17 protein-coding genes and 1 pseudogene are annotated in these 18,619 nt (G+C 69.5%); 7 read left to right on the forward strand and 11 right to left on the reverse strand.

Annotated features, from left to right (window positions below):
* Window positions 1-80: 80 nt before the first annotated feature.
* The 3 genes from E1292_RS01645 to E1292_RS01655 all read left to right on the forward strand — a co-directional run bounded on the left by E1292_RS01645 (window position 81) and on the right by E1292_RS01655 (window position 2,980).
* Complete coding sequence (locus E1292_RS01645; protein WP_132591228.1) at window positions 81-1,271, forward strand: helix-turn-helix domain-containing protein; 1,191 nt, start codon at window positions 81-83, stop codon at window positions 1,269-1,271.
* A gap of 89 nt (window positions 1,272-1,360) precedes the next feature.
* On the forward strand, window positions 1,361-1,555 hold the full coding sequence (locus E1292_RS01650; protein WP_132591230.1) for a hypothetical protein: 195 nt from the start codon (window positions 1,361-1,363) through the stop codon (window positions 1,553-1,555).
* Window positions 1,556-1,720: 165 nt separating this feature from the next.
* Complete coding sequence (locus tag E1292_RS01655) at window positions 1,721-2,980, forward strand: arginine deiminase (RefSeq protein ID WP_132591232.1); 1,260 nt, start codon at window positions 1,721-1,723, stop codon at window positions 2,978-2,980.
* A 44-nt stretch (window positions 2,981-3,024) separates the two neighbouring features.
* Here E1292_RS01655 and trpS read toward each other — a convergent pair whose 3' ends face one another.
* Window positions 3,025-4,029, reverse strand: coding sequence for a tryptophan--tRNA ligase (gene trpS / locus E1292_RS01660; RefSeq protein WP_181958171.1), 1,005 nt, complete (start codon window positions 4,027-4,029; stop codon window positions 3,025-3,027).
* Between the two features lie 14 nt (window positions 4,030-4,043).
* Window positions 4,044-5,357 carry a hemolysin family protein gene (locus E1292_RS01665; protein WP_132591236.1) on the reverse strand — a complete coding sequence of 438 codons (1,314 nt, stop codon included), beginning with the start codon at window positions 5,355-5,357 and terminating at the stop codon, window positions 4,044-4,046.
* A gap of 86 nt (window positions 5,358-5,443) precedes the next feature.
* On the opposite strand from E1292_RS01665, the gene galE reads away from it, so the two are divergent.
* Both galE and E1292_RS01675 read left to right on the forward strand, forming a co-directional pair.
* Window positions 5,444-6,394 (forward strand): UDP-glucose 4-epimerase GalE, encoded by a 951-nt coding sequence (galE, locus tag E1292_RS01670; RefSeq protein WP_132591238.1) that lies wholly within the window; start codon window positions 5,444-5,446, stop codon window positions 6,392-6,394.
* 34 nt (window positions 6,395-6,428) lie between these two features.
* On the forward strand, window positions 6,429-6,629 hold the full coding sequence (locus E1292_RS01675) for a hypothetical protein (RefSeq protein WP_132591240.1): 201 nt from the start codon (window positions 6,429-6,431) through the stop codon (window positions 6,627-6,629).
* Window positions 6,630-6,741: 112 nt separating this feature from the next.
* Here E1292_RS01675 and E1292_RS01680 read toward each other — a convergent pair whose 3' ends face one another.
* Together E1292_RS01680 and E1292_RS01685 are read right to left on the reverse strand one after the other, a co-directional pair.
* Window positions 6,742-7,728 carry a malate dehydrogenase gene (locus E1292_RS01680; RefSeq protein ID WP_132591242.1) on the reverse strand — a complete coding sequence of 329 codons (987 nt, stop codon included), beginning with the start codon at window positions 7,726-7,728 and terminating at the stop codon, window positions 6,742-6,744.
* A gap of 58 nt (window positions 7,729-7,786) precedes the next feature.
* Window positions 7,787-9,880 carry a serine/threonine-protein kinase gene (locus tag E1292_RS01685; RefSeq protein ID WP_132591244.1) on the reverse strand — a complete coding sequence of 698 codons (2,094 nt, stop codon included), beginning with the start codon at window positions 9,878-9,880 and terminating at the stop codon, window positions 7,787-7,789.
* Window positions 9,881-10,036: 156 nt separating this feature from the next.
* On the opposite strand from E1292_RS01685, the gene E1292_RS01690 reads away from it, so the two are divergent.
* Window positions 10,037-11,167, forward strand: coding sequence for a saccharopine dehydrogenase family protein (locus E1292_RS01690; protein ID WP_132591246.1), 1,131 nt, complete (start codon window positions 10,037-10,039; stop codon window positions 11,165-11,167).
* A gap of 63 nt (window positions 11,168-11,230) precedes the next feature.
* Here the strand turns inward: E1292_RS01690 and E1292_RS01695 are convergent, their stop codons facing one another.
* From E1292_RS01695 to E1292_RS01705, 3 genes and pseudogenes are all read right to left on the reverse strand, one after another.
* Window positions 11,231-12,259: a polysaccharide deacetylase family protein gene (locus E1292_RS01695; RefSeq protein ID WP_132591248.1), complete on the reverse strand. Its 1,029-nt coding sequence runs from the start codon at window positions 12,257-12,259 to the stop codon at window positions 11,231-11,233.
* 235 nt (window positions 12,260-12,494) lie between these two features.
* Window positions 12,495-12,812 (reverse strand): annotated as a pseudogene (locus E1292_RS01700) (GDSL-type esterase/lipase family protein); the annotation flags it as partial.
* 123 nt (window positions 12,813-12,935) lie between these two features.
* The gene (locus E1292_RS01705; protein ID WP_132591252.1) at window positions 12,936-13,385 is read right to left on the reverse strand and encodes a MarR family winged helix-turn-helix transcriptional regulator; all 450 of its coding nucleotides are present in this window, start codon (window positions 13,383-13,385) and stop codon (window positions 12,936-12,938) included.
* A gap of 121 nt (window positions 13,386-13,506) precedes the next feature.
* Here E1292_RS01705 and E1292_RS01710 point away from each other — a divergent pair, with 121 nt between their 5' ends.
* Window positions 13,507-14,754, forward strand: coding sequence for an MFS transporter (locus tag E1292_RS01710; protein ID WP_132591254.1), 1,248 nt, complete (start codon window positions 13,507-13,509; stop codon window positions 14,752-14,754).
* On the opposite strand, the gene E1292_RS01715 is transcribed toward E1292_RS01710, so the two are convergent.
* The 4 genes from E1292_RS01715 to E1292_RS01730 all read right to left on the reverse strand — a co-directional run bounded on the left by E1292_RS01715 (window position 14,755) and on the right by E1292_RS01730 (window position 18,380).
* Window positions 14,755-15,387: a TetR/AcrR family transcriptional regulator gene (locus E1292_RS01715; protein ID WP_132591256.1), complete on the reverse strand. Its 633-nt coding sequence runs from the start codon at window positions 15,385-15,387 to the stop codon at window positions 14,755-14,757. It abuts the gene before it with no gap.
* Window positions 15,388-15,589: 202 nt separating this feature from the next.
* Window positions 15,590-16,807, reverse strand: coding sequence for an NADP-dependent isocitrate dehydrogenase (locus E1292_RS01720; protein WP_132591258.1), 1,218 nt, complete (start codon window positions 16,805-16,807; stop codon window positions 15,590-15,592).
* 53 nt (window positions 16,808-16,860) lie between these two features.
* Window positions 16,861-17,160, reverse strand: coding sequence for a DUF3017 domain-containing protein (locus tag E1292_RS01725; RefSeq protein ID WP_132591260.1), 300 nt, complete (start codon window positions 17,158-17,160; stop codon window positions 16,861-16,863).
* A 98-nt stretch (window positions 17,161-17,258) separates the two neighbouring features.
* Window positions 17,259-18,380 (reverse strand): citrate/2-methylcitrate synthase, encoded by a 1,122-nt coding sequence (locus tag E1292_RS01730; RefSeq protein ID WP_132591262.1) that lies wholly within the window; start codon window positions 18,378-18,380, stop codon window positions 17,259-17,261.
* Window positions 18,381-18,619: the final 239 nt, after the last annotated feature.

The raw sequence follows: 18,619 nt of genomic DNA on the forward strand, positions 1-18,619 counted from the left end.
AGCAGGGCAGAATCCAGGACAGGCGATCTTCGTGAGCCCTAGCCTGTGCAGTCAGGACCGACCCAGGAGGCGCCACGCCCATGGCCGAAATCAGCACCGGGCAGATGGTCAGGCTCCAGCGCGAACGAAGGGGCATGAGCACCACCGCGCTGGCGACCCAGTCCGGCTGCACCGCCAGGCACATCGAGCTGATCGAACACGGCAAACGCACCCCGTCACTCCCCCTCCTGCGGGAGATCGCCAAGGTGCTCGGCGTACGCACCACGGTCCTTTTAGGAGAGACGCCGCGCGACTCCCACGAGCCCAGCCGCCCGCAGATCCGCGACATCGAACGTGCCCTGTTCACCTGCCGCACGCTGACCCCCGACCTCGAACCGCCCGACGCCGAGCAGCTCACCGAGCGCGTCGCGGCGGCCCGCAACGCCTGGTTCGCCTCGACCCGCCGCTACTCGATCCTGATGGCGGCCCTGCCCTCGCTCGTCTCCGACGCCGAGAACCTCGCGCTCGAACGCACCCCGGGCTCCTACAGCGTCGCCACCGACGCGTACCTGCTGGCCCGAGGCGTGCTCAAACATCTGGGCCGGGTGGACCTCGCCCACCTCGCCGCCGATCGGGCCATGCGCTTCGCCGAGGAGTCGGCCGATCCGCTGATGACGGCGTGGGCGTACTGGAGCCTGGGGCAGTCGATGTTGTCCGACGACATGCACCAGATCGCGTACGACGTCGCCCGGCGGGGCCTCGAAGTGCTCGAACCCCACGTCGCCGACGGCGACGACCGCCACAGGAAGGCACTCGGCGCGCTGCACCTGCTCGCCGCCGTCGGCGCGGCCCGCTCGGGCGACGACGACGAGGCCAGGGAACGGCTGCGCGGTCCCGCCACGCAGCTCGCGGAGCGGGTCCACGAGAGGTCGGACGGCTACGACCTGGCCTTCTTCGGGCCCACCAACGTCGCCATCCACATGGCCAGCATCGAGAACGACGCCGGCCGCCCCGACGCCGTGCTGCGCATCGCCGACGACATCGACCTGCGCCGCACGCCGTCCATCGAGCGGCGGACCACCCACCTCGGCCACGTGGCCCGCGCCTGCGAGGACCTCGGCGACGACGCCGCCAGCCTGCTCCACCTGCTGCGCCTCGAGCGGGAGAGCCCCGAGGAGCTCGACCACAAGCCGCTGCTGAGAGAGATGGTCCGGGCGCTGGCACGGCGGGCGCGGCCCTCGTGGGCGCCGGAGGTCCGGTTCCTGGCCGAGCGGCACGGAATCCTGATCTGAGGAACGAACTCTGAGTTCGGTCCATGCGAACTGGGAGATCCTTCGCCTCAGTTCGTCACCGTGCGGCGTCCGGATGCCACTCTGCGTTCATGACCTCAGCGCCGAGTGCCGATCTCGTCATGGAAAAGCTGCTCCAGGAGGCGGTGCGCGAGTTTCCCGGCTGGGATTTCGACCGCGACCCCTCCGGCTGGACGGCCGTCCGCGGCGAGACGCGGTTCACCCGGCCGAGCCTGGCCGCCCTGCGGGCGCTGCTGCGGGTGCACCGGGTCGTGCGGCGCGGCTGACCCCCGCGCGCCAGGTCGTTCACGCCTCCCATGGGAGAGGCAGGAAATCTCCAAGGCACTTCGCGGCGCGGTTGGCCGGTGACCCGGACGGGGATGTTCGGGAGCCCGACCCGGCGTTCACGCGGGGTTCGGCGGGTTCGCTGATCACCGTCCGAGGAGATCACCATGAACGATCAGCGGTTCGGCGTCCACTCCGAGGTGGGCACGCTGCGCAAGGTCATCGTGCACCGGCCGGAGCTCAGCCTCAGGCGGCTCACCCCGTCCAACAGCGACCAGCTGCTGTTCGACGACATCCTCTGGGTCGAGCAGGCGCAGCGGGAGCACGACGCGTTCGTGGCCCTGATGCGCGAGCGCGGCATCGAGGTCTATTACCACCAGCAGTTGCTGGCCGAGGCCCTCGACACGAGCTTCGACGCCAAGTGGCACGCCATCGAGGAGACCGTCACCCACCTGACGGTGGGCCCGATCCTCGTCGACCCCGTCAGGGAGACCCTCGCCGGGTGGAGCGGCGACAGGCTCGCCGCCCATCTGATCGGCGGCCTGACCAAGGAGGAGTTCGGGACGGCCGCGCTGGAGCATTCCTCGCTGGTCGCAGCGGCGGGCGAGAGCGGGGAGTTCATCCTGCCGCCGCTGCCCAACTCGCTCTACCAGCGCGACCCCTCGGCCTGGTTGTACGGCGGCGTCTCGCTGAACCCGATGTTCTTCCACGTCCGGCTGCTGGAGACGATGAACCAGTCCACGATCTACCACCACCATCCGATGTTCGCGCGGCGGGACTTCGGCTTCTGGTATCCGTTCGCGGGCGACGACCAGCGCTTCGACGAGGAGGACTACGGCACGGCGGCGATGGAGGGCGGCGACATGATGCCCATCGGCAACAGGACGGTGGCCGTCGGCATCAGCCAGCGCACCACCACGCGCACCATCGAGCACCTGGCGCTGTCGTTGTTCGCGGCGGAGGTGGCCGAGCGGGTCATCGCGGTCCACGTGCCGAAGAGCCGGTCGTACATGCACCTGGACACCGTCTTCACGCTGCTCGACGTCGACAAGGCCACGGCGTATCCGCCGTTCCTCGAGTCGGCGACCACCTACTCGCTGCGGCCGGGCGACAAGCCGGGCACCCTCGACGTGCGCCGCGACACCGGCTTCGTGGGCGCGCTGGAGGAGTCGCTGGGCCTGGCCCGCCTGGACGTCATCCCCACCGGCGGCGACGACCACCAGCGGGCCCGCGAGCAGTGGGACTCGGGCAACAACTTCTTCGCCCTGGCCCCCGGGGTCGTGGTCGGCTACCGCAAGAACCAGTTCACCAACCGCAAGCTGCGCGAGCACGGCGTCGAGGTCATCGAGATCGACGGTTTCGAGCTGGGCAAGGGCCGTGGGGGCGCGCGCTGCATGACCTGCCCCATCCTGCGCGACGACGTCTGAGGACCCGCCGCACCCCCGGCGGGCCTGTCGTCGTGGAGCCGTCCCTACAGCGTGGGCAGGAAGCCGACCCGGTCGCGGACCTGGGCCATCGTCTCCCTGGCCACCGCCGACGCGCGCTCGGCGCCGATCGCGAGCATCCGGTCGAGCTCCTTCTCGTCGGACAGCAGCTTCTCCGTGCGCTCCCTGATCGGGGAGAACGCCTCCACGACCGCCTCGGCCACGTCCTTCTTGAACGTGCCGTAGCCCTGCCCTTCGTAGCGGGCCACCAGGTCGGGGATGGACGTGCCGGTCAGCGCCGACTGGATGCGCAGCAGGTTGCTGATGCCCGGTTTGTTCTCCTCGTCGAACAGGACCTCCGAGCCGGTGTCGGTCACCGCGCGCATGACCTTCTTGCGCAGCGGGCCGGGCTGCTCCAGGACGTCGAGGATGCCGGCCGGGCTGGAGGACGACTTGGACATCTTCGCCGTCGGCTCCTGCAGGTCGGTGATCTTCTCGACCTCCTTCAGGATGTACGGCTCCGGCAGCGTGAACGTCTCGCCGTAACGGTGGTTGAAGCGCCCGCCCAGGTCGCGGGTGAGCTCGAGATGCTGCTTCTGGTCGGCTCCCACCGGGACCCGGTTGGCCTGGTAGAGCAGGATGTCGGCCGCCTGCAGGATCGGGTAGGTGAACAGGCCGACGCTGGCGGCGCTCTCCCCGAACTTGGCGGACTTGTCCTTGAACTGGGTCATCCTGGCCGCCTCGCCCATCCCGGTGAGGCAGTTCAGGATCCAGGCGAGCTCGCTGTGCTCGCGCACGTGCGACTGCACGAAGATGGTCGACCGCTCGGGATCGAGGCCTGCGGCGAAGAGTTGCGCGGCGGCCACGCGGCTGCGGCGGCGCAGCGCGTCGGGCTCGGTCGGCACGGTGATCGCGTGGAGATCGACCACGCAGTAGAACGCGTCGTGGGTCTCCTGCAAGGTGACCCACTGGCGGACCGCACCCAGGTAGTTGCCCAGGTGGAAGGAGTCCGCTGTGGGCTGGATGCCGGAGAGTACACGAGGTCTGGCCATAGCAGGCAATTGTGTCAGGAATCCTGGTCGGGCGGCGACTCGACGACCGGACGGCGTTTCACCCGTACCCTGGCGATACGGCGGCCGTCGAGCTCGGTGACGCTCATCTCGAAGCCCAGCACCTCCACCTTCTCCCCGACGACGGGCACGTGCCCCAGCATGGCCATGACGAACCCGGCCAGCGTCTCGTAGGGGCCGTCCGGCAGCCGGATGCCGGTCTCGGTGGCGAAGTCGTTGAGGTTCGTCAGGCCGTCGATCTCGATCTCGCCCGCGGGCAGGACCACGACGTCGGCCTCCAGGTCGTATTCGTCCCTGATGTCCCCGATCAGCTCCTCGACGAGGTCCTCCAGGGTGACGATGCCCGCCGTGCCTCCGTACTCGTCCACCACGATGGCCAGGTGCTGGCCCTCCGCGCGCATCTCGTTGAGCGTGGTGAGCAGCCGCTTGGACGCGGGCACGAACTTGGCCGTCCTGATCGGCACGACCGCGCTGATCGGATCGCTCCGCCCGGCCAGCTCGGGATCGAGCAGGTCACGCACGTGCACGAACCCGACCACCTCGTCGTACGACTCGCGGTAGACGGGGAAGCGCGAGTGCGGGAGCGTGGCGGCCAGGCGGGCGGCGTCGTCCAGCGGCGTGTCCGCCTCCATGAACTCCACCTCCGTACGCGGCAGCATCACCTCCCTGAGCTGCCGCTTGCCCGCGGCGAACACCTCCGCGATCAGCTTGCGCTCGTCGGCGGTCAGGTCGGTGTGGCCGACCACCATCTCGCGCAGTTCTTCGGTGGTGACCTCCTCCCTGTCGGCCTTCGGGTTGCCTCCGAGCAGCCGGACCACGCCGTCGGTGGACTTGGACAGCGCCCAGATGATCGGGCGCGACAGGGCGGCGAGCCGGTCGAGGAACGGCGCCACGTACAACGAGAGCCCCTCGGCCCGCTGCAGCGCCAGCCGCTTGGGCGCCAGCTCCCCCAGCACGAGCGACACGTACGAGATGGCCAGCGTCACCAGCACGAGCGACATGACCGGGGCGACGGCCCCGGGCACCCGCCACGCTTCGAGCACGGGCACGAACTGGGCGGCCAGCCGGTCGGCGCCGAACGCGGCCGACAGCATGGTGGCCACCGTCACGCCGATCTGCACGGCGGACAGGAAACGGTTGGGATCGCGGGCGAGCTTGGCCACACGCTCGCCCCTGCGGCCCCGCTGTGAGATCTGGCGTACCTGGCTGTCCCTCAGGGACACCATCGCCATCTCGGCGGCGGCGAAGAAGCCACCGATCAGAATGAAGAGCAGAACCAGGGCGATGTTGGCCGCGACGGTGTCAAACATGGTGGTTGGCAGCGTACTCGGCCACTTTCCCGCGTATGCTGAACGGCAAGCCGTACAAAATCAAACATATTTGAACAGGAGTGAACATGAGGCTGCTGGTCACGGGGGGTGCCGGATACGTCGGCAGCGTCGTCGCGGCGCAGCTCGTCGAGGCGGGCCACGAGGTGACCGTACTCGACGACCTGTCGACCGGGCACGAGGACGCGGTGCCGGAAGGCGCCCGATTCGTCCGGGCGGACATCGCCCACGCGCACGACGCGCTCGACGGCGCCGAGGCGGTGCTGCACTTCGCGGCCAAGTCGCTGGTCGGCGAGTCGGTGGCCAAGCCCGGGCTCTACTGGGCCAACAACCTCGGCGGCACTCTGGCCCTGCTCGACGCCATGCGGGACAGGGGCGTGGAAAGGATCGTGTTCTCCTCGACCGCGGCCACGTACGGCGAGCCCGAGCGCTCTCCCATCCAGGAGAGCGACCCGACGCGCCCGACCAACCCCTACGGCGCCTCCAAGCTGGCCGTCGACACCGCGCTGACCGCGTTCGCGGAGGTGCGCGGCCTGGGCGCGGTGAGCCTGCGCTACTTCAACGTGGCCGGCGCCCACGGCCGCTACCGCGAGCGGCACACGGTCGAGACCCACCTCATCCCCAACGTCCTGAAGGTCGCGACCGGCGAGCGCGACTCCGTGAGCGTGTTCGGTTCCGACTACCCGACGCCCGACGGCACCTGCGTGCGCGACTACATCCACGTGTCCGACCTGGCCAGGGCGCACCTGCTGGCGCTCGGCGCGATCACGCCGGGCGAGCACAAGATCTACAACCTGGGCAGCGGCACCGGCTTCAGCGTCCAGGAGGTGATCTCGGTCTGCCGCGAGGTCACCGGCCACGAGATCCCCGTCGTCGTCGGCGACCGCCGGCCCGGCGATCCGGCCGTGCTGGTCGCCTCGTCCGCGAAGATCCAGCGCGAGCTGGGCTGGAAGGCCGAGCGGGCGGCGTTGGGCGACATCGTCTCCGATGCCTGGAGAGCGCTTTCGCGAAACACCTGATACGGAGGCGCGATTTGTGCTGGGATACCGAAACGTGAGGAGCTTTTCACCAAGGGTCACGAAGCTGCTCTACGGTGCCCTCGTCGTGGCGGGCAGCCTGATGGCCGCCGCCGGCGTGTTGTTCGCGACGTCGCAGCCGGCGCCCGCCCTGCAGCCCACGCCGGCGATCCTGCCCGTGCCGTCGATCCAGTCCGTGCCCGCCGCACCCATCGTGCCCACCGCGGCCTGCCCGTAGCCGGGGCGGGCCCCGGCCTGAACGCGAACGCGCGCCCTCGTTGCGACGAGGACGCGCGTTTCTCGCGTGATCAGGCTCGCACGATCAGGCCCGCACGATCAGGCCCGTGCGCTCAGATGAGGCCCAGCGACTTCACGGCGTCGCGCTCCTCCTCCAGCTCGCGCACGCTGGCGTCGATGCGCTCGCGGGAGAACGCGTCGATCTCGAGACCCTGGATGATCTCGAACGTGCCACCGGCCGCGCGTACGGGGAACGACGAGATGAGCCCCTCGGGCACGCCGTAGGAGCCGTCGGAGACCACGGCCGCCGACGTCCACTCGGCGCCGTTGACCCAGTCGTGGACGTGGTCGATCGCGGCGTTGGCGGCCGAGGCGGCCGAGGAGGCGCCGCGCGCCTCGATGATCGCGGCGCCGCGCTTGGCCACCGTCGGGATGAACGTGTCACGCAGCCAGTCGCCGTCGACCTGCTCGGCCGCGACCTTGCCACCCACCTCGGCGTGGAACAGGTCAGGGTACTGGGTCGCGGAGTGGTTGCCCCAGATCGTCATCTTCTTGATCTCGGTGACCGGCACCTGGAGCTTGGCGGCCAGCTGCGACAGCGCGCGGTTGTGGTCGAGCCTGGTCATCGCCGTGAAGCGGTCGGCGGGCACGTCGGGCGCGTTGCGCTGGGCGATGAGGGCGTTGGTGTTGGCCGGGTTGCCCACGACCAGGACCCTGATGTCGTCGGCGGCGTGGTCGTTGATCGCCTTGCCCTGAGGGCCGAAGATGCCACCGTTGGCGCCGAGCAGGTCGCCGCGCTCCATGCCGGCCTTCCGCGGCATCGCGCCGACCAGCAGGGCGACGTTGGCGCCCGCGAAGGCGACGTTGGGGTCATCGGCGATCTCGATGCCGGACAGCAGCGGGAACGCGCAGTCGTCGAGCTCCATGGCGGTGCCCTCGGCCGCCTTCACCGCCGCCGGGATCTCCAGCAGGCTCAGCTTGACCGGGACGTCGGCGCCGAGCAGTTGGCCCGACGCGATGCGGAACAGCAGCGCGTAGCCGATCTGGCCGGCTGCTCCGGTGACGGTCACCTTGACGGGCGCAGTGGCTGACGACGCCATGGCCTTCCCCTAACTCGCAGGACGATTCGTTGACCTTCGGGATGTTACCCGCACGTCATCAACAGGTTTCCATCGCGGGTACCTTCAGCTCCATTTCGAAATCGACCCTACCGAACCGGCTGGTCAGAAGCCGCTTGACGACACCCCTGGCGTAGAGGTCGGCGATGACGGCCTTGACCGCCTTGCAGGTCTTCACGTCGCCGTTCCTGATGCCGACGGCGTAACGCTCGTTGTTGAGCTTGGCGCCGAGGATCTTGTAGCGCATGCTCTCGCGCTGGGCGAAACCGGCCAGGACCACGTCCTCTCCCGGCACCGCGGCGACCTTGCCGCTTCTGAGCAGGTCCATGCAGGCGGCGTAGTCGCTGGCCGGCACCGGCTCGACCGTCACCTTCTCCTGCACCTCGCCGAGTGACGAGCTGCTCGCGGCGCAGACCTTCTCGCCCTTCAGGTCGGCGATCGTGTCGAAACCGCTGTCCGCGCGCACCAGCAGGTCGCGGTGCGCCAGGTAGTAGGGGCCGGCGAACTGCGTCCTGCCCTTGTCGATGGAGTACGCGGCGACGACGAGGTCGACCTGGCCCTTCTCCAGCGCTTCTGCCCTGTCGGCCCTGCTGACCTGGACGAACTTCGTCTCCTTCGCGCCGAGCTCCGCGGCGACCTCTCTGGCGATGTCGACGTCGAAGCCGTCGAAGCCGTCGCCGTTCCGCAGGCCGACGCCGGGCAGGTCGCCCCGCACGCCGATCACGATCCGCCCGGTGCCGGCCACCTTGTCCACCACGGTCAGGCGGGAGGAGTCGACCGAAGGCTCCGGCATGCCGCCGAACGGCAGTTGCAGCCAGCCGTTCATCATCGCCGCCACCGCGGCGGCCGCGACGAGGACGAGCACGATAGCCGCCGCCGCCCAGGCCTTCGCCCGCCCGCGCCGACCGGGAGCGGCGGACTCCTCAGCCGGGTACGGGGGCCCGCCGCCCTCAGGCGGCCCCGCCTCGCCGGGCGGCGGCCCGGACTCGCCCGGGGGCACCGTCTGCTGCCCCGCCCTTTGATGGCCCGTCGCGGGGCTCTGTCCCGTCGTGGAGTGACCGGCCCCCGTCCCTGGCTCTGCTCCCGTCCCTGTCCCTGTCCCCGTCACGGCGTGGCCCGTCGCGGACCAACCCGTCCCGGCCTGCCGGCCCGCCGCGGCATGGTGGCCCGTCCCGTCGGACGGCCCCTGGTGGGTCGGCACGGCGGAGGCCCGCCGGCTGGGGTGGTCGGTGATCGACCCTGCGGACACCCGGATGAAGGGCGTCGTGTCGTCGCCCGCCAGCTGCACGCCCTTGGTGAGCACGGCCGTGGACGCCCCCGCCGTGGACGACTGCCCGAGCAGCCGCAGCAGGATCTGGTCGGCCGAGGGCCGCTCGGCCGGCGACTTGGCCAGCGCCGAGCTCACCACGCTGCGCAGCGGCTCCGGCATCATGTCGACGTCGACCTCGTGGTTGAGGATGCGGTTGAGCACCACCGCGATCGACTTGCCCTCGAAGACGGTCTCTCCCGTCGCCGCGAAGGCGATGGTCGCCCCCCACGAGAACACGTCGGTGTAGGGGCCGATGTCGTCGCCCGCGATCTGCTCGGGCGCCATGTAGGCGGGCGTGCCGATGGCCCGGCTGGTGATCGTGCCGGTGGAGTCGATGATGCGGGCGATGCCGAAGTCGACCACGCGCGGCCCGTCGGCGGCGATCAGCACGTTGTCGGGCTTGAAGTCGCGGTGGATGATCGAGGCGTGGTGGATGGCGGTGAGCGCGGTGGCGGTGCCGATGGCGAGGCGGTCGAGCGCCGTGCCGGTGAGCGGCCCGTCGGCGTCGACGAGGTCCCGCAGCGCCCTGCCGTCGATGTACTCGCTGGCGATGTACGGGGTGTCACCGTCGAGGTCGGCCTCGATCACCCGGGCCGTGCAGAACGACGCCACCCGCTGCGCGGCCTTCAGCTCCCTGGCGAACCGCGACCGTGCGATGGTGTCGCCGCTGAACTTCACGTGCAGCAGCTTGATGGCCGCACGCTCCCCCTCGTCGTTGACGCCGAGGTAGACGATGCCCTGACCGCCTTCTCCGATCCGTCCGGACAGCCGGAACGACCCCAGGTGGTCGGGATCGCCGGCCACCAACGGCGCGATTCGCGGCATTCGTCATCCCCACGTGTGCTTAACCCCAACGACGCAAACTTTACGACGCCCAGCCACTTCCCAGGGATTTGTTAAGCCTTCGAGACCTTGGGGTTTGCCGGCGTGGCCATGGGCACGGTCGAATGTGCAGCAGACGATCACCAGGAGCCGCTGATCATGGACCGTCCCTACGACATCGTACTTTTCGGTGCGAGCGGATTCACCGGCGCCCTCACCGCCGCCTACCTCGCCCGCGCCGCCGGCCCCGGCACGCGGTGGGCGCTGGCCGGGCGCGACCGGGCCAAGCTGGAGCGACTCGGGCTCGACGTACCCATCCTGCTCGCCGACGCCACGGACGCCGGCTCGCTGGCCGAGCTGGCCCGCCGGACGCGCGTCCTGGCCACCACGGTCGGCCCCTACATCACGTACGGCGAGCCGCTCGTCGCCGCGTGCGCCGACGCCGGCACCCACTACCTCGACCTCACGGGCGAGCCGGAGTTCGTGGACCGGGTCTACGTCCGCCACCACGACCGGGCCGTCAGCAGCGGAGCCAAGATCGTGCACGCCTGCGGCTTCGACTCGATCGTTTTCGACCTCGGCACCCTCTACACCGTCTCCCAGCTGCCCAAGGACGTCCCGCTGACGGTCAGCGCCTTCCTGCGGGCCAACGCGCGCTTCTCCGGCGGCACGCTGACCAGCGCGATCTCCATAGTCGGGCGCGCCAGGCAGGCGGCCGAGGCCGCCGCCCGGCGCCGCTCCGCCGAGATCGGACCCCTCGACCGCAGGGTGAGCGCCCGGGCGGGCGGCCTGCGTTACGTGGGCGGCTGGGCGCTCCCGATGCCCACCGTCGACCCGCGCATCGTCGGCCGCTCGGCCCGCCTCCTCGACCGCTACGGCCCCGACTTCGCCTACCGCCAGCACATCGCCGTCAAGACACTCCCCGCCGCGCTGGCGGTCGTGGCGGGCGCGGGGGCGTTCGCGACGCTCTCCCAGTTCCCCGCCGTACGCGGCTGGCTCCAGAGCAGGGTGAAACCCGGCGGGGGCCCGTCGCCCGAGCAGCGCGCGAAGAGCTGGTTCAAGGTCACGTTCCTGGGCGAGGGCGGCGGCGAGCGGGTCGTCACGGAGGTCGCGGGCGGCGACCCCGGCTACGACGAGACCGCCAAGATGCTCGCCGAGTCGGCGCTCTGCCTGGCCTTCGACGACGTGCCCGACCTCGCCGGCCAGCTCACGACCGCCTCGGCCATGGGCCGGCCGCTCATCGACCGGCTGCGGGCGGCCGGCATCACCTTCACCACACGATCGGGCTGACGCGGCCCTGGACGAGCGTGCGCGCGTGCTTGCGGCGGTTATGGCCGGGCTCCGCCCCCGGCCCTAGTAGGGCAGGCTCCACGTGAGGAACGACTTCCGCAGGTACGGCGCCTTGTACTTCGGGTACGCGACCGTCCGCGGGTCCCCGTCCGAGGTGTAGCGCATGTCCGGGTTGTGCTTGAGCCAGTCGAGCCACGCGTGCGAGCAGAACTGCTTGCAGTCGCCCTTCTTCTCCATGACCTTGATCCGCGGGATGCCGGCCGGGTCGAACGACTTGCTGAACGGGGCCGCGGCGGGCGTGTAGCCGGCCAGGAACGCCCCCTGGTGCTTGAAGTGCTTGCCCCGCATGGCCCACTGCTTCTTGCGCGGCTGGTTGCCGTAGGGCAGGGAGATCGTGGTCGGCTTGACCGAGGACAGCGTGCCGACCTGCTTGGCGATCGAGCCGATCTGCTCCTCGACCTTCTCGTGCGAGAGCCCGCGCAGGTTGAGGTGGTCGCGGGTGTGGTTGCCGATCTCGAACCCGTTGTTCTTCAGCCAGAGCAGCATCTGCGCCTGCTCCTCGGGGGTGCTCTTGCCGAACATGTCGCGCGTCACGTAGAAGGTGGCGACCGGGCGGAAGCCCGGGTTCTTGTCGGCCACGTCGAGCAGGATCTCGACGGCCGTGTCCTTCTGCGGCACGCCCATCTGGTTCAGGGTCAGCTGCGACGGCGAGGAGTCGTCGAAGGTCAGGACCACGGGATGTTTGCCGGCCGGGATGTCGATCCTGCCGGACACCATCTCGGCGGCCGTGATCGGCACGTACCCCTCCTTGACGAGCCGCTCCAGGTCCGCGCGGAACTGCTGCGGCGTCCGGTCGTCCGTCGTGGTCGGCTTGGGGATGACCCGGTGGAACATCAGCACCGGGATCTGCCCCAGTTCGTTCGCCTTCACGGCGGCCGCGGCCTTGGCCTTGGCCGCCTTGCTGACCTTGACCTTGGTGGCGGCGTCGGCCTTGCTGTCCGCCAGCTTGGCGGTGTCGGGCGGCGAGTCACAGCCGGACACCATCGCGACGGCGGCGATCAATCCCAGCCCGCCCAGAATTCCCAGTCGCATCCGAACCCCCCGAGACACGAACGACCGTTACGGTAGGTAGCGGTATGCGCACCTACAGGGAGGCTCATACCCAGGTGATCAAATACGCCACGCGTACGCACCGTCAAGAGATGGTCTGGAGATCTCGGAGAAACGTGCAAGCGGCCCGCATGACCGCAGGTAGGGGTTGTCTTGCGGCACCTGCGCCGCCGTCGCCGCGGGCGGACGGCTTCGTGCGCCCGCCCGCAGGCGTGCTTCAGCCCAGGATGCGCGGGTTGACGGCCTTGGCCATGACCCGGTATCCGGCATCCCCGGGGTGCAGTTTGTCGCCGCTGTCGTAGGCCGGGTTGATCTGGTCCGAGTCCGCCGGGTCGGCCATGATCTTGTCGAAGTCGACGACCGCGCCGTAGGCACCGGAGGTGCGGATCCAGTCGTTGAGAGCGTCGCGGACGCGTTCGCCGCGGGCCCTGAAGTACTGCGAACCCCTGTACGGCAGGAGCGTCGCGCCGGCCACCTTGACGCCCCTGGCGCGGGCACGCTTGATCAGCGCCCGGTGTCCCTCGATGAGTTGCGCGGCGGTGACCTGCGTCTGCGGAACGGCCGTCGGTGAGCACGCGGTTGCCCCCGATTCCCTGGTTCAGCACCGGCCGCTTCAGGTGCTCGTGCCGCCTCCCCGTCCCGCCGGGGAGGCGGGAAGTCACGCGGAGGCAGCCACGTCGTGGAGCGCGGTGACCAAGGGAGCGAGCTCGGGGAGTTGGCCGGCCCGGGCGAGGGTGGCGGCGAGGGTTTCGTCGTGAACGGGGCGGGCCTGGAGGAGCAGGGTCCAGCCCTGGTCGGTGAGCTCGGTGTAGATGCCGCGCCGGTCGTCCTGGCACAGGACGCGCGTCAGCAGCCCGCGCTCCTCCAGGCGGGTGACGAGGCGGGTGGTGGCGCTGCTCGACAGGGCGGCGGCGCGGGCGAGTTGCCGCATGCGCATGTGCCAGCCGTCCTGGCGGGACAGCGCGTCGAGGACGGTGTACTCCACCACGGAGAGCCGGAGGCGGGACTGAAGAGCCTTCTCCAGAGCGGTGTCGATCATGCCGTGGAGCGCCGCCAGGGTGCGCCAGCCCCGAGCGCGGATCTGCACGGCGTCGTCGGAGATGCCCACGATCCATCCTCCTACCAAGATTGCCCGCTTTGAAATATACCGCGCCTGCAAGTATGTTGCTGCTCGCGCGGTTAGTTGCAGACGCGCTCTAATAGCCTGCACAACTAAGGATGGATGAGTCATGCCTCTCGGCCTGCTCGCTCTCGCTATCGGAGGCTTCGGGATCGGACTCACCGAGTTCGTGATCATGGGATTGCTGCCCAAGGTCGCGACGGACCTCGGGGTCACGGAACCGGTCGCCGGATGGCTCATCTCCGGCTACGCGCTCAGCGTCGCGGTCGGCGCCATCGGGCTCACCGCAGCCGTGACCAGGGTCGACCGCAAGCACGTGCTGCTCGGCCTGATGGTGATCTTCATAGCGGGCAACATGATCTCCGCGCTCGCCCCCGGCTACGGTGCCATGCTCGCGGGACGGATCGTCGCCGCCCTGTCGCACGGCGCGTTCTTCGGGGTGGGCTCGGTCGTGGCCGCCGGACTGGTGGCACCCGACCGGCGCGCGGGCGCCATCGCGACGATGTTCGCCGGGCTGACCACGGCCAACGTGCTCGGGGTGCCGCTCGGCACCTTCGTCGGCCAGCAGTTCGGCTGGCGGACCACGTTCTGGATGATCACCCTTATCGGGGTGGCCGCGCTGGGCGGGGTGGCACTGCTGGTGCCCGGACGTACGGCGGGCCGGCCCGTCGCGACACGCTCGGGTGGGTTGCGGACCGAGATCGCCGCGTTCGCGCACCCGCAGGTGTGGTTCTCGCTGCTCCTGACGATTCTCGGCTTCGGCGGGATGTTCGGCGCCTTCACCTACATCGCCTTCACCCTGACCGAGGTGAGCGGCTTCGCCACCACGACCGTTCCGTGGCTCCTCATCCTGTTCGGCGGCGGCCTGTTCGTGGGGAACCTGGCCGGCGGCAAGGCCGCCGACCGATGGACCATCGACGGTACTCTCGCGGTGGTGCTCACCGCACTCGCGGTCGTGCTCGCCGTGTTCGCGCTCACCGCGCGAAGCCAGGTGCTGACCCTCGTCTCGCTGCTGCTGATGGGGGCGTTCGGCTTCGCGACCGCGCCGGGCCTGCAGATGCGGATCATGCACTACGCGGGGCGCGCCGAAACGCTGGCCTCGGGCAGCAACATCGCGGCCTTCAACGTGGGAAACGCGCTCGGCGCCTGGCTGGGCGGGCTGACGATCGGCGCGGGCCTCGGCTTCACCTCGCCCATCTGGGCGGGCACGGGCCTGACGATCGGCGCGGTCGCCGTGCTGGCGGTCGCGGCGCGGCTCGCCGTACGGCCTGCTCAGCGGATCCCGGCGCGCGATGTCGCCGGCACCCTGCCCGACCGCGGCGGCCTCGCCGACCGCGCGCCCGGCACGTTGGGTTGATCACCTGGTCCCCGCCGATCGCTGCGGGCGGTCGGCCACCCCGGCGCGCGCGACGGCCAGGGCCGCTGCCGCGGCGCGGTCGGCCGCGGCTTCGTCCAGCGGCTCTCCGGTGTTGAGGAGGGCGTAGTACAGCGGGGCGGAGACGTCGGCGATCACTCGGCGCGGGTCCGTCCCGGCGGGCAGTTCGCCTCGTTCGATGCCGTCGACGACGCAGCCGGCCCACTGGTCGATGCGGACGGCGTAGAAGCGGCGCAGGGCGTGGGCGGCGTGCTCGTTGCACAGGGAGGCGGCGATCAACGCCTTGAAGAGCCGTCCCTGGCGGGGATCGGTGAGGGTCTTGACGACCAGGTGGGCGTTCTCGCGCAGGTCGTCGTCGACGCTGCCGGTGCGGGCGCGGGGCAGGGACTGCTCGGCCATGTCGTCGAGAAGGTCGGCCACGAGCGCGCCGGGAGTACCCCAGCGCCGGTATACGGTGGTCTTGCCGACCCCCGCGCTGCGTGCGATCTCCGCGAGGTCGAGGGCGTCGAAGCCCTTCTCGACCAGCACGTCACCGGCTGCTCGAAGGGCGGCTTCGCGGACGCGAGCAGTGCGCCCACCGGGGCGGACGGTGCCGGGCTGCGGCGCGGTGACCATGGCTGGCTCCTTGCGGCACTTGTCAGGACCGGAGTTCCCTTACGACGAGGCTGCTTGCCTCCCATCGTAACGGGACTACAGATCCGTTAGATGCCGCGCCCTTCGCCGCCGTGTCCGCGCCCGATCCGGCGCCGTGACGGCCCACAGACATGCGAAACGGCCCCTACCACGCAGCGAAACCACAGGTAGAGGCCGTATTCGACTAGGCGGACATCTTCTTCTTGAGGTTCTCGTCCAGCGCCGCCAGGAAGTCCTGGGTGGTCAGCCACTGGGCGTCGCCGCCGACCAGCAGCGCGAGGTCCTTGGTCATCTGGCCGCCCTCGACGGTCTCGACGCAGACCTGCTCCAGCTTGTCGGCGAAGTCGATCACCGCGGGGGTGCCGTCGAGCTTGCCCCGGTGGGCCAGGCCGCGCGTCCACGCGAAGATCGAGGCGATCGGGTTGGTGGAGGTGGGCTTGCCCTGCTGGTGCTGGCGGTAGTGGCGGGTCACGGTGCCGTGCGCGGCCTCCGCCTCGACGGTGCGGCCGTCGGGGGTCATCAGCACCGAGGTCATCAGGCCGAGCGAGCCGAAGCCCTGCGCCACGGTGTCGGACTGCACGTCGCCGTCGTAGTTCTTCGCCGCCCAGACGTAGCCGCCCTCCCACTTCAGCGCCGCCGCGACCATGTCGTCGATGAGGCGGTGCTCGTAGGTGAGGCCGGCCTTCTCGAAGTCGGCCTTGAACTCCGACTCGTAGACCTCGGCGAAGATGTCCTTGAAGCGGCCGTCGTACGCCTTGAGGATCGTGTTCTTCGTCGAGAGGTAGACCGGGTAGTTACGGGACAGGCCGTAGCGCATCGACGCGCGGGCGAAGTCGCGGATCGACTCGTCCAGGTTGTACATCGCCATCGCGATGCCGCTGCCGGGGAAGTCGTACACGTCGAGCTCGATCGGCTCGGAGCCGTCCTTCGGCGTGAACGTCAGGGTGAGCGTGCCCTCGCCGGGGACCTTCAGATCGGTGGCGCGATACTGGTCGCCGAAGGCGTGACGGCCGACGACGATCGGCTTGGTCCAGCCCGGGACGAGCCGCGGCACGTTGGACATGATGATCGGCTCGCGGAAGATGACGCCGCCGAGGATGTTGCGGATGGTCCCGTTGGGGGACTTCCACATCTTCTTGAGGCCGAACTCCTCGACCCGCGCCTCGTCCGGGGTGATGGTGGCGCACTTCACGCCCACGCCGTGCTTCTTGATGGCGTTGGCGGCGTCGATGGTGACCTGGTCGTCCGTCGCGTCCCGATGCTCGATGCCGAGGTCGTAGTACTTCAGGTCGACATCGAGGTAGGGAAGGATCAACTGGTCCTTGATGAACTGCCAGATGATCCGGGTCATCTCGTCGCCGTCAAGCTCGACGACTGGACCCTCCACCTTGATCTTGGGCATGCGAATGGTTCCCCTTCAATGAATTGATGCGTTGAGGCTATCGGACCGTCAAGTCACCGGGCTAAAAGGGACAGGATCAGCGCCTTGAGCTCGTTGTTGTACAGCAGCAGCGAGGTCAGGACCAGCACGAAGCCGAAGACCGACAGCGTGATGACGTCGGTCCGCCTGCTCCGCACGGACAGTTGCCCGCCGTATCCGGCGAAGCGGAGGGCGGCGGCGACCATGATGACGGCGCCCATGGTGAACCCGCCCCAGCGCAGGTTCACGAAGTAGGTCACGAGCACGCCGACGACCGCACCCACCAGGATCAGCGGGTACGGTCCCCAGCTCTCGCGTTCAGTCCCCTGGCTCAACGCATCCGCTCACAGTCACATCAGTCATCGCACCTGTTGATGGTCACATTCTCCCCGGCCCGGCTCACCGCTCGTGCCGACGTCCGCCTTCGCCTGGCTCATCGTTCGTCGACCGGTTTCCATTTCTGGTCCGTCTCGCCGATGTACTCGCTGTCCGGGCGGATGAGCCGGTTGTCGGCGTGCTGCTCGATGACGTGGGCGGTCCAGCCGGACATGCGGCTGATGGAGAAGACCGGCGTGAACAGGTCGGTCGGGATGCCCAGGTAGTGGTAGACGGACGCGGCGTAGAAGTCGACGTTCGGATAGAGGCCCTTCGTCTCGAAGACGACCTCCTCCATCTCCTTGGACATCCGGTAGTAGATGTCGTCCCCGGACGACTCGGCCAGTTCGGCGGACATCCTGCGCAGGTGGGTGGCGCGCGGATCCTCGGTCTTGTAGACGCGGTGGCCGAAGCCCATGATCTTCTCGCCGGCCGCGAGCTTGTCGCGCACGGCCTGGGCCACGCTGCCGGGCGTCAACGACTCCAGGGTCTTCATGACCTGCTCGTTCGCCCCGCCGTGCAGCGGGCCCTTGAGGGTGCCGATGGCGGCGACGATGGCGGAGTGCATGTCCGACAGCGTCGCGGCGCACACGCGGGCGGCGAACGTGGAGGCGTTCATGGTGTGGTCGGCGTGCAGCACCAGGCACTCGTCGAAGATCTCGACCTCACGGGGGTCGGGAGTGCGACCGGTCACCTGGAGCAGGAAGTTCGCGGCGATGCTCAGCGAGGAGTCGGGGTCGGGAACGCTCCCGCCGCTGCGGGCGGCGTGGAAGCGGGCGACCAGGAGGGGTTGCTGCGCGGTCAGCCGGGCGGCCTTGCGCAGGTTGGCGTCCGGGGTGATGGAGTCCTTGTCCGGATCGTCGGCGCCCGAGAGCGAGACCAGCGAGCGCAGCGCCTCCATGGGTTTCTGTTTCTCGGCGATTTCGGCGATGTTCGCCGAGACCAGGGCACCGAGCTCCCTGCCGCGCGCCAGCTCGGCGCCGTACGCGTCGAGCTCGGCCCGGTTGGGCAGCTTGCCGCGCTGCAGCAGATGTGCGGTCTCCTCGAACGTCGCACGGCCGGCCAGGTCGTGGATGTCGTATCCACGGTAGAAGAGCCGGCCGGCCTTTCCGTCGATGTCGCTCAGCGCTGTGGACGCGGCGACGACATCGGCCAGACCTTTCGTGGGCTTGTCCGCCATGGGTGTTTCCTCCGCTTATCTTCCCTCGGAGTCTACCCGTGAGCAGGCAAAACCGGCTTCAAAGGTCCAGACCAATTTCACGTCGGATTCTCCTTTCAGCAAAGGAGATTCCGCATCCCCTCGTTTGGGTAAGCCGGAGCTGTAGTAATAGTTACGGCGGGCTACCTGGGGAGGAACTGCCGTGCCCAGGAGTAGGCGTGCCGTTCATACGCTGCGTCAACCCAGGGGAGGAACCGCCA

The sequence above is a fragment of the Nonomuraea deserti genome (genome assembly GCF_004348685.1).
Lineage (GTDB): Bacteria > Actinomycetota > Actinomycetes > Streptosporangiales > Streptosporangiaceae > Nonomuraea > Nonomuraea deserti.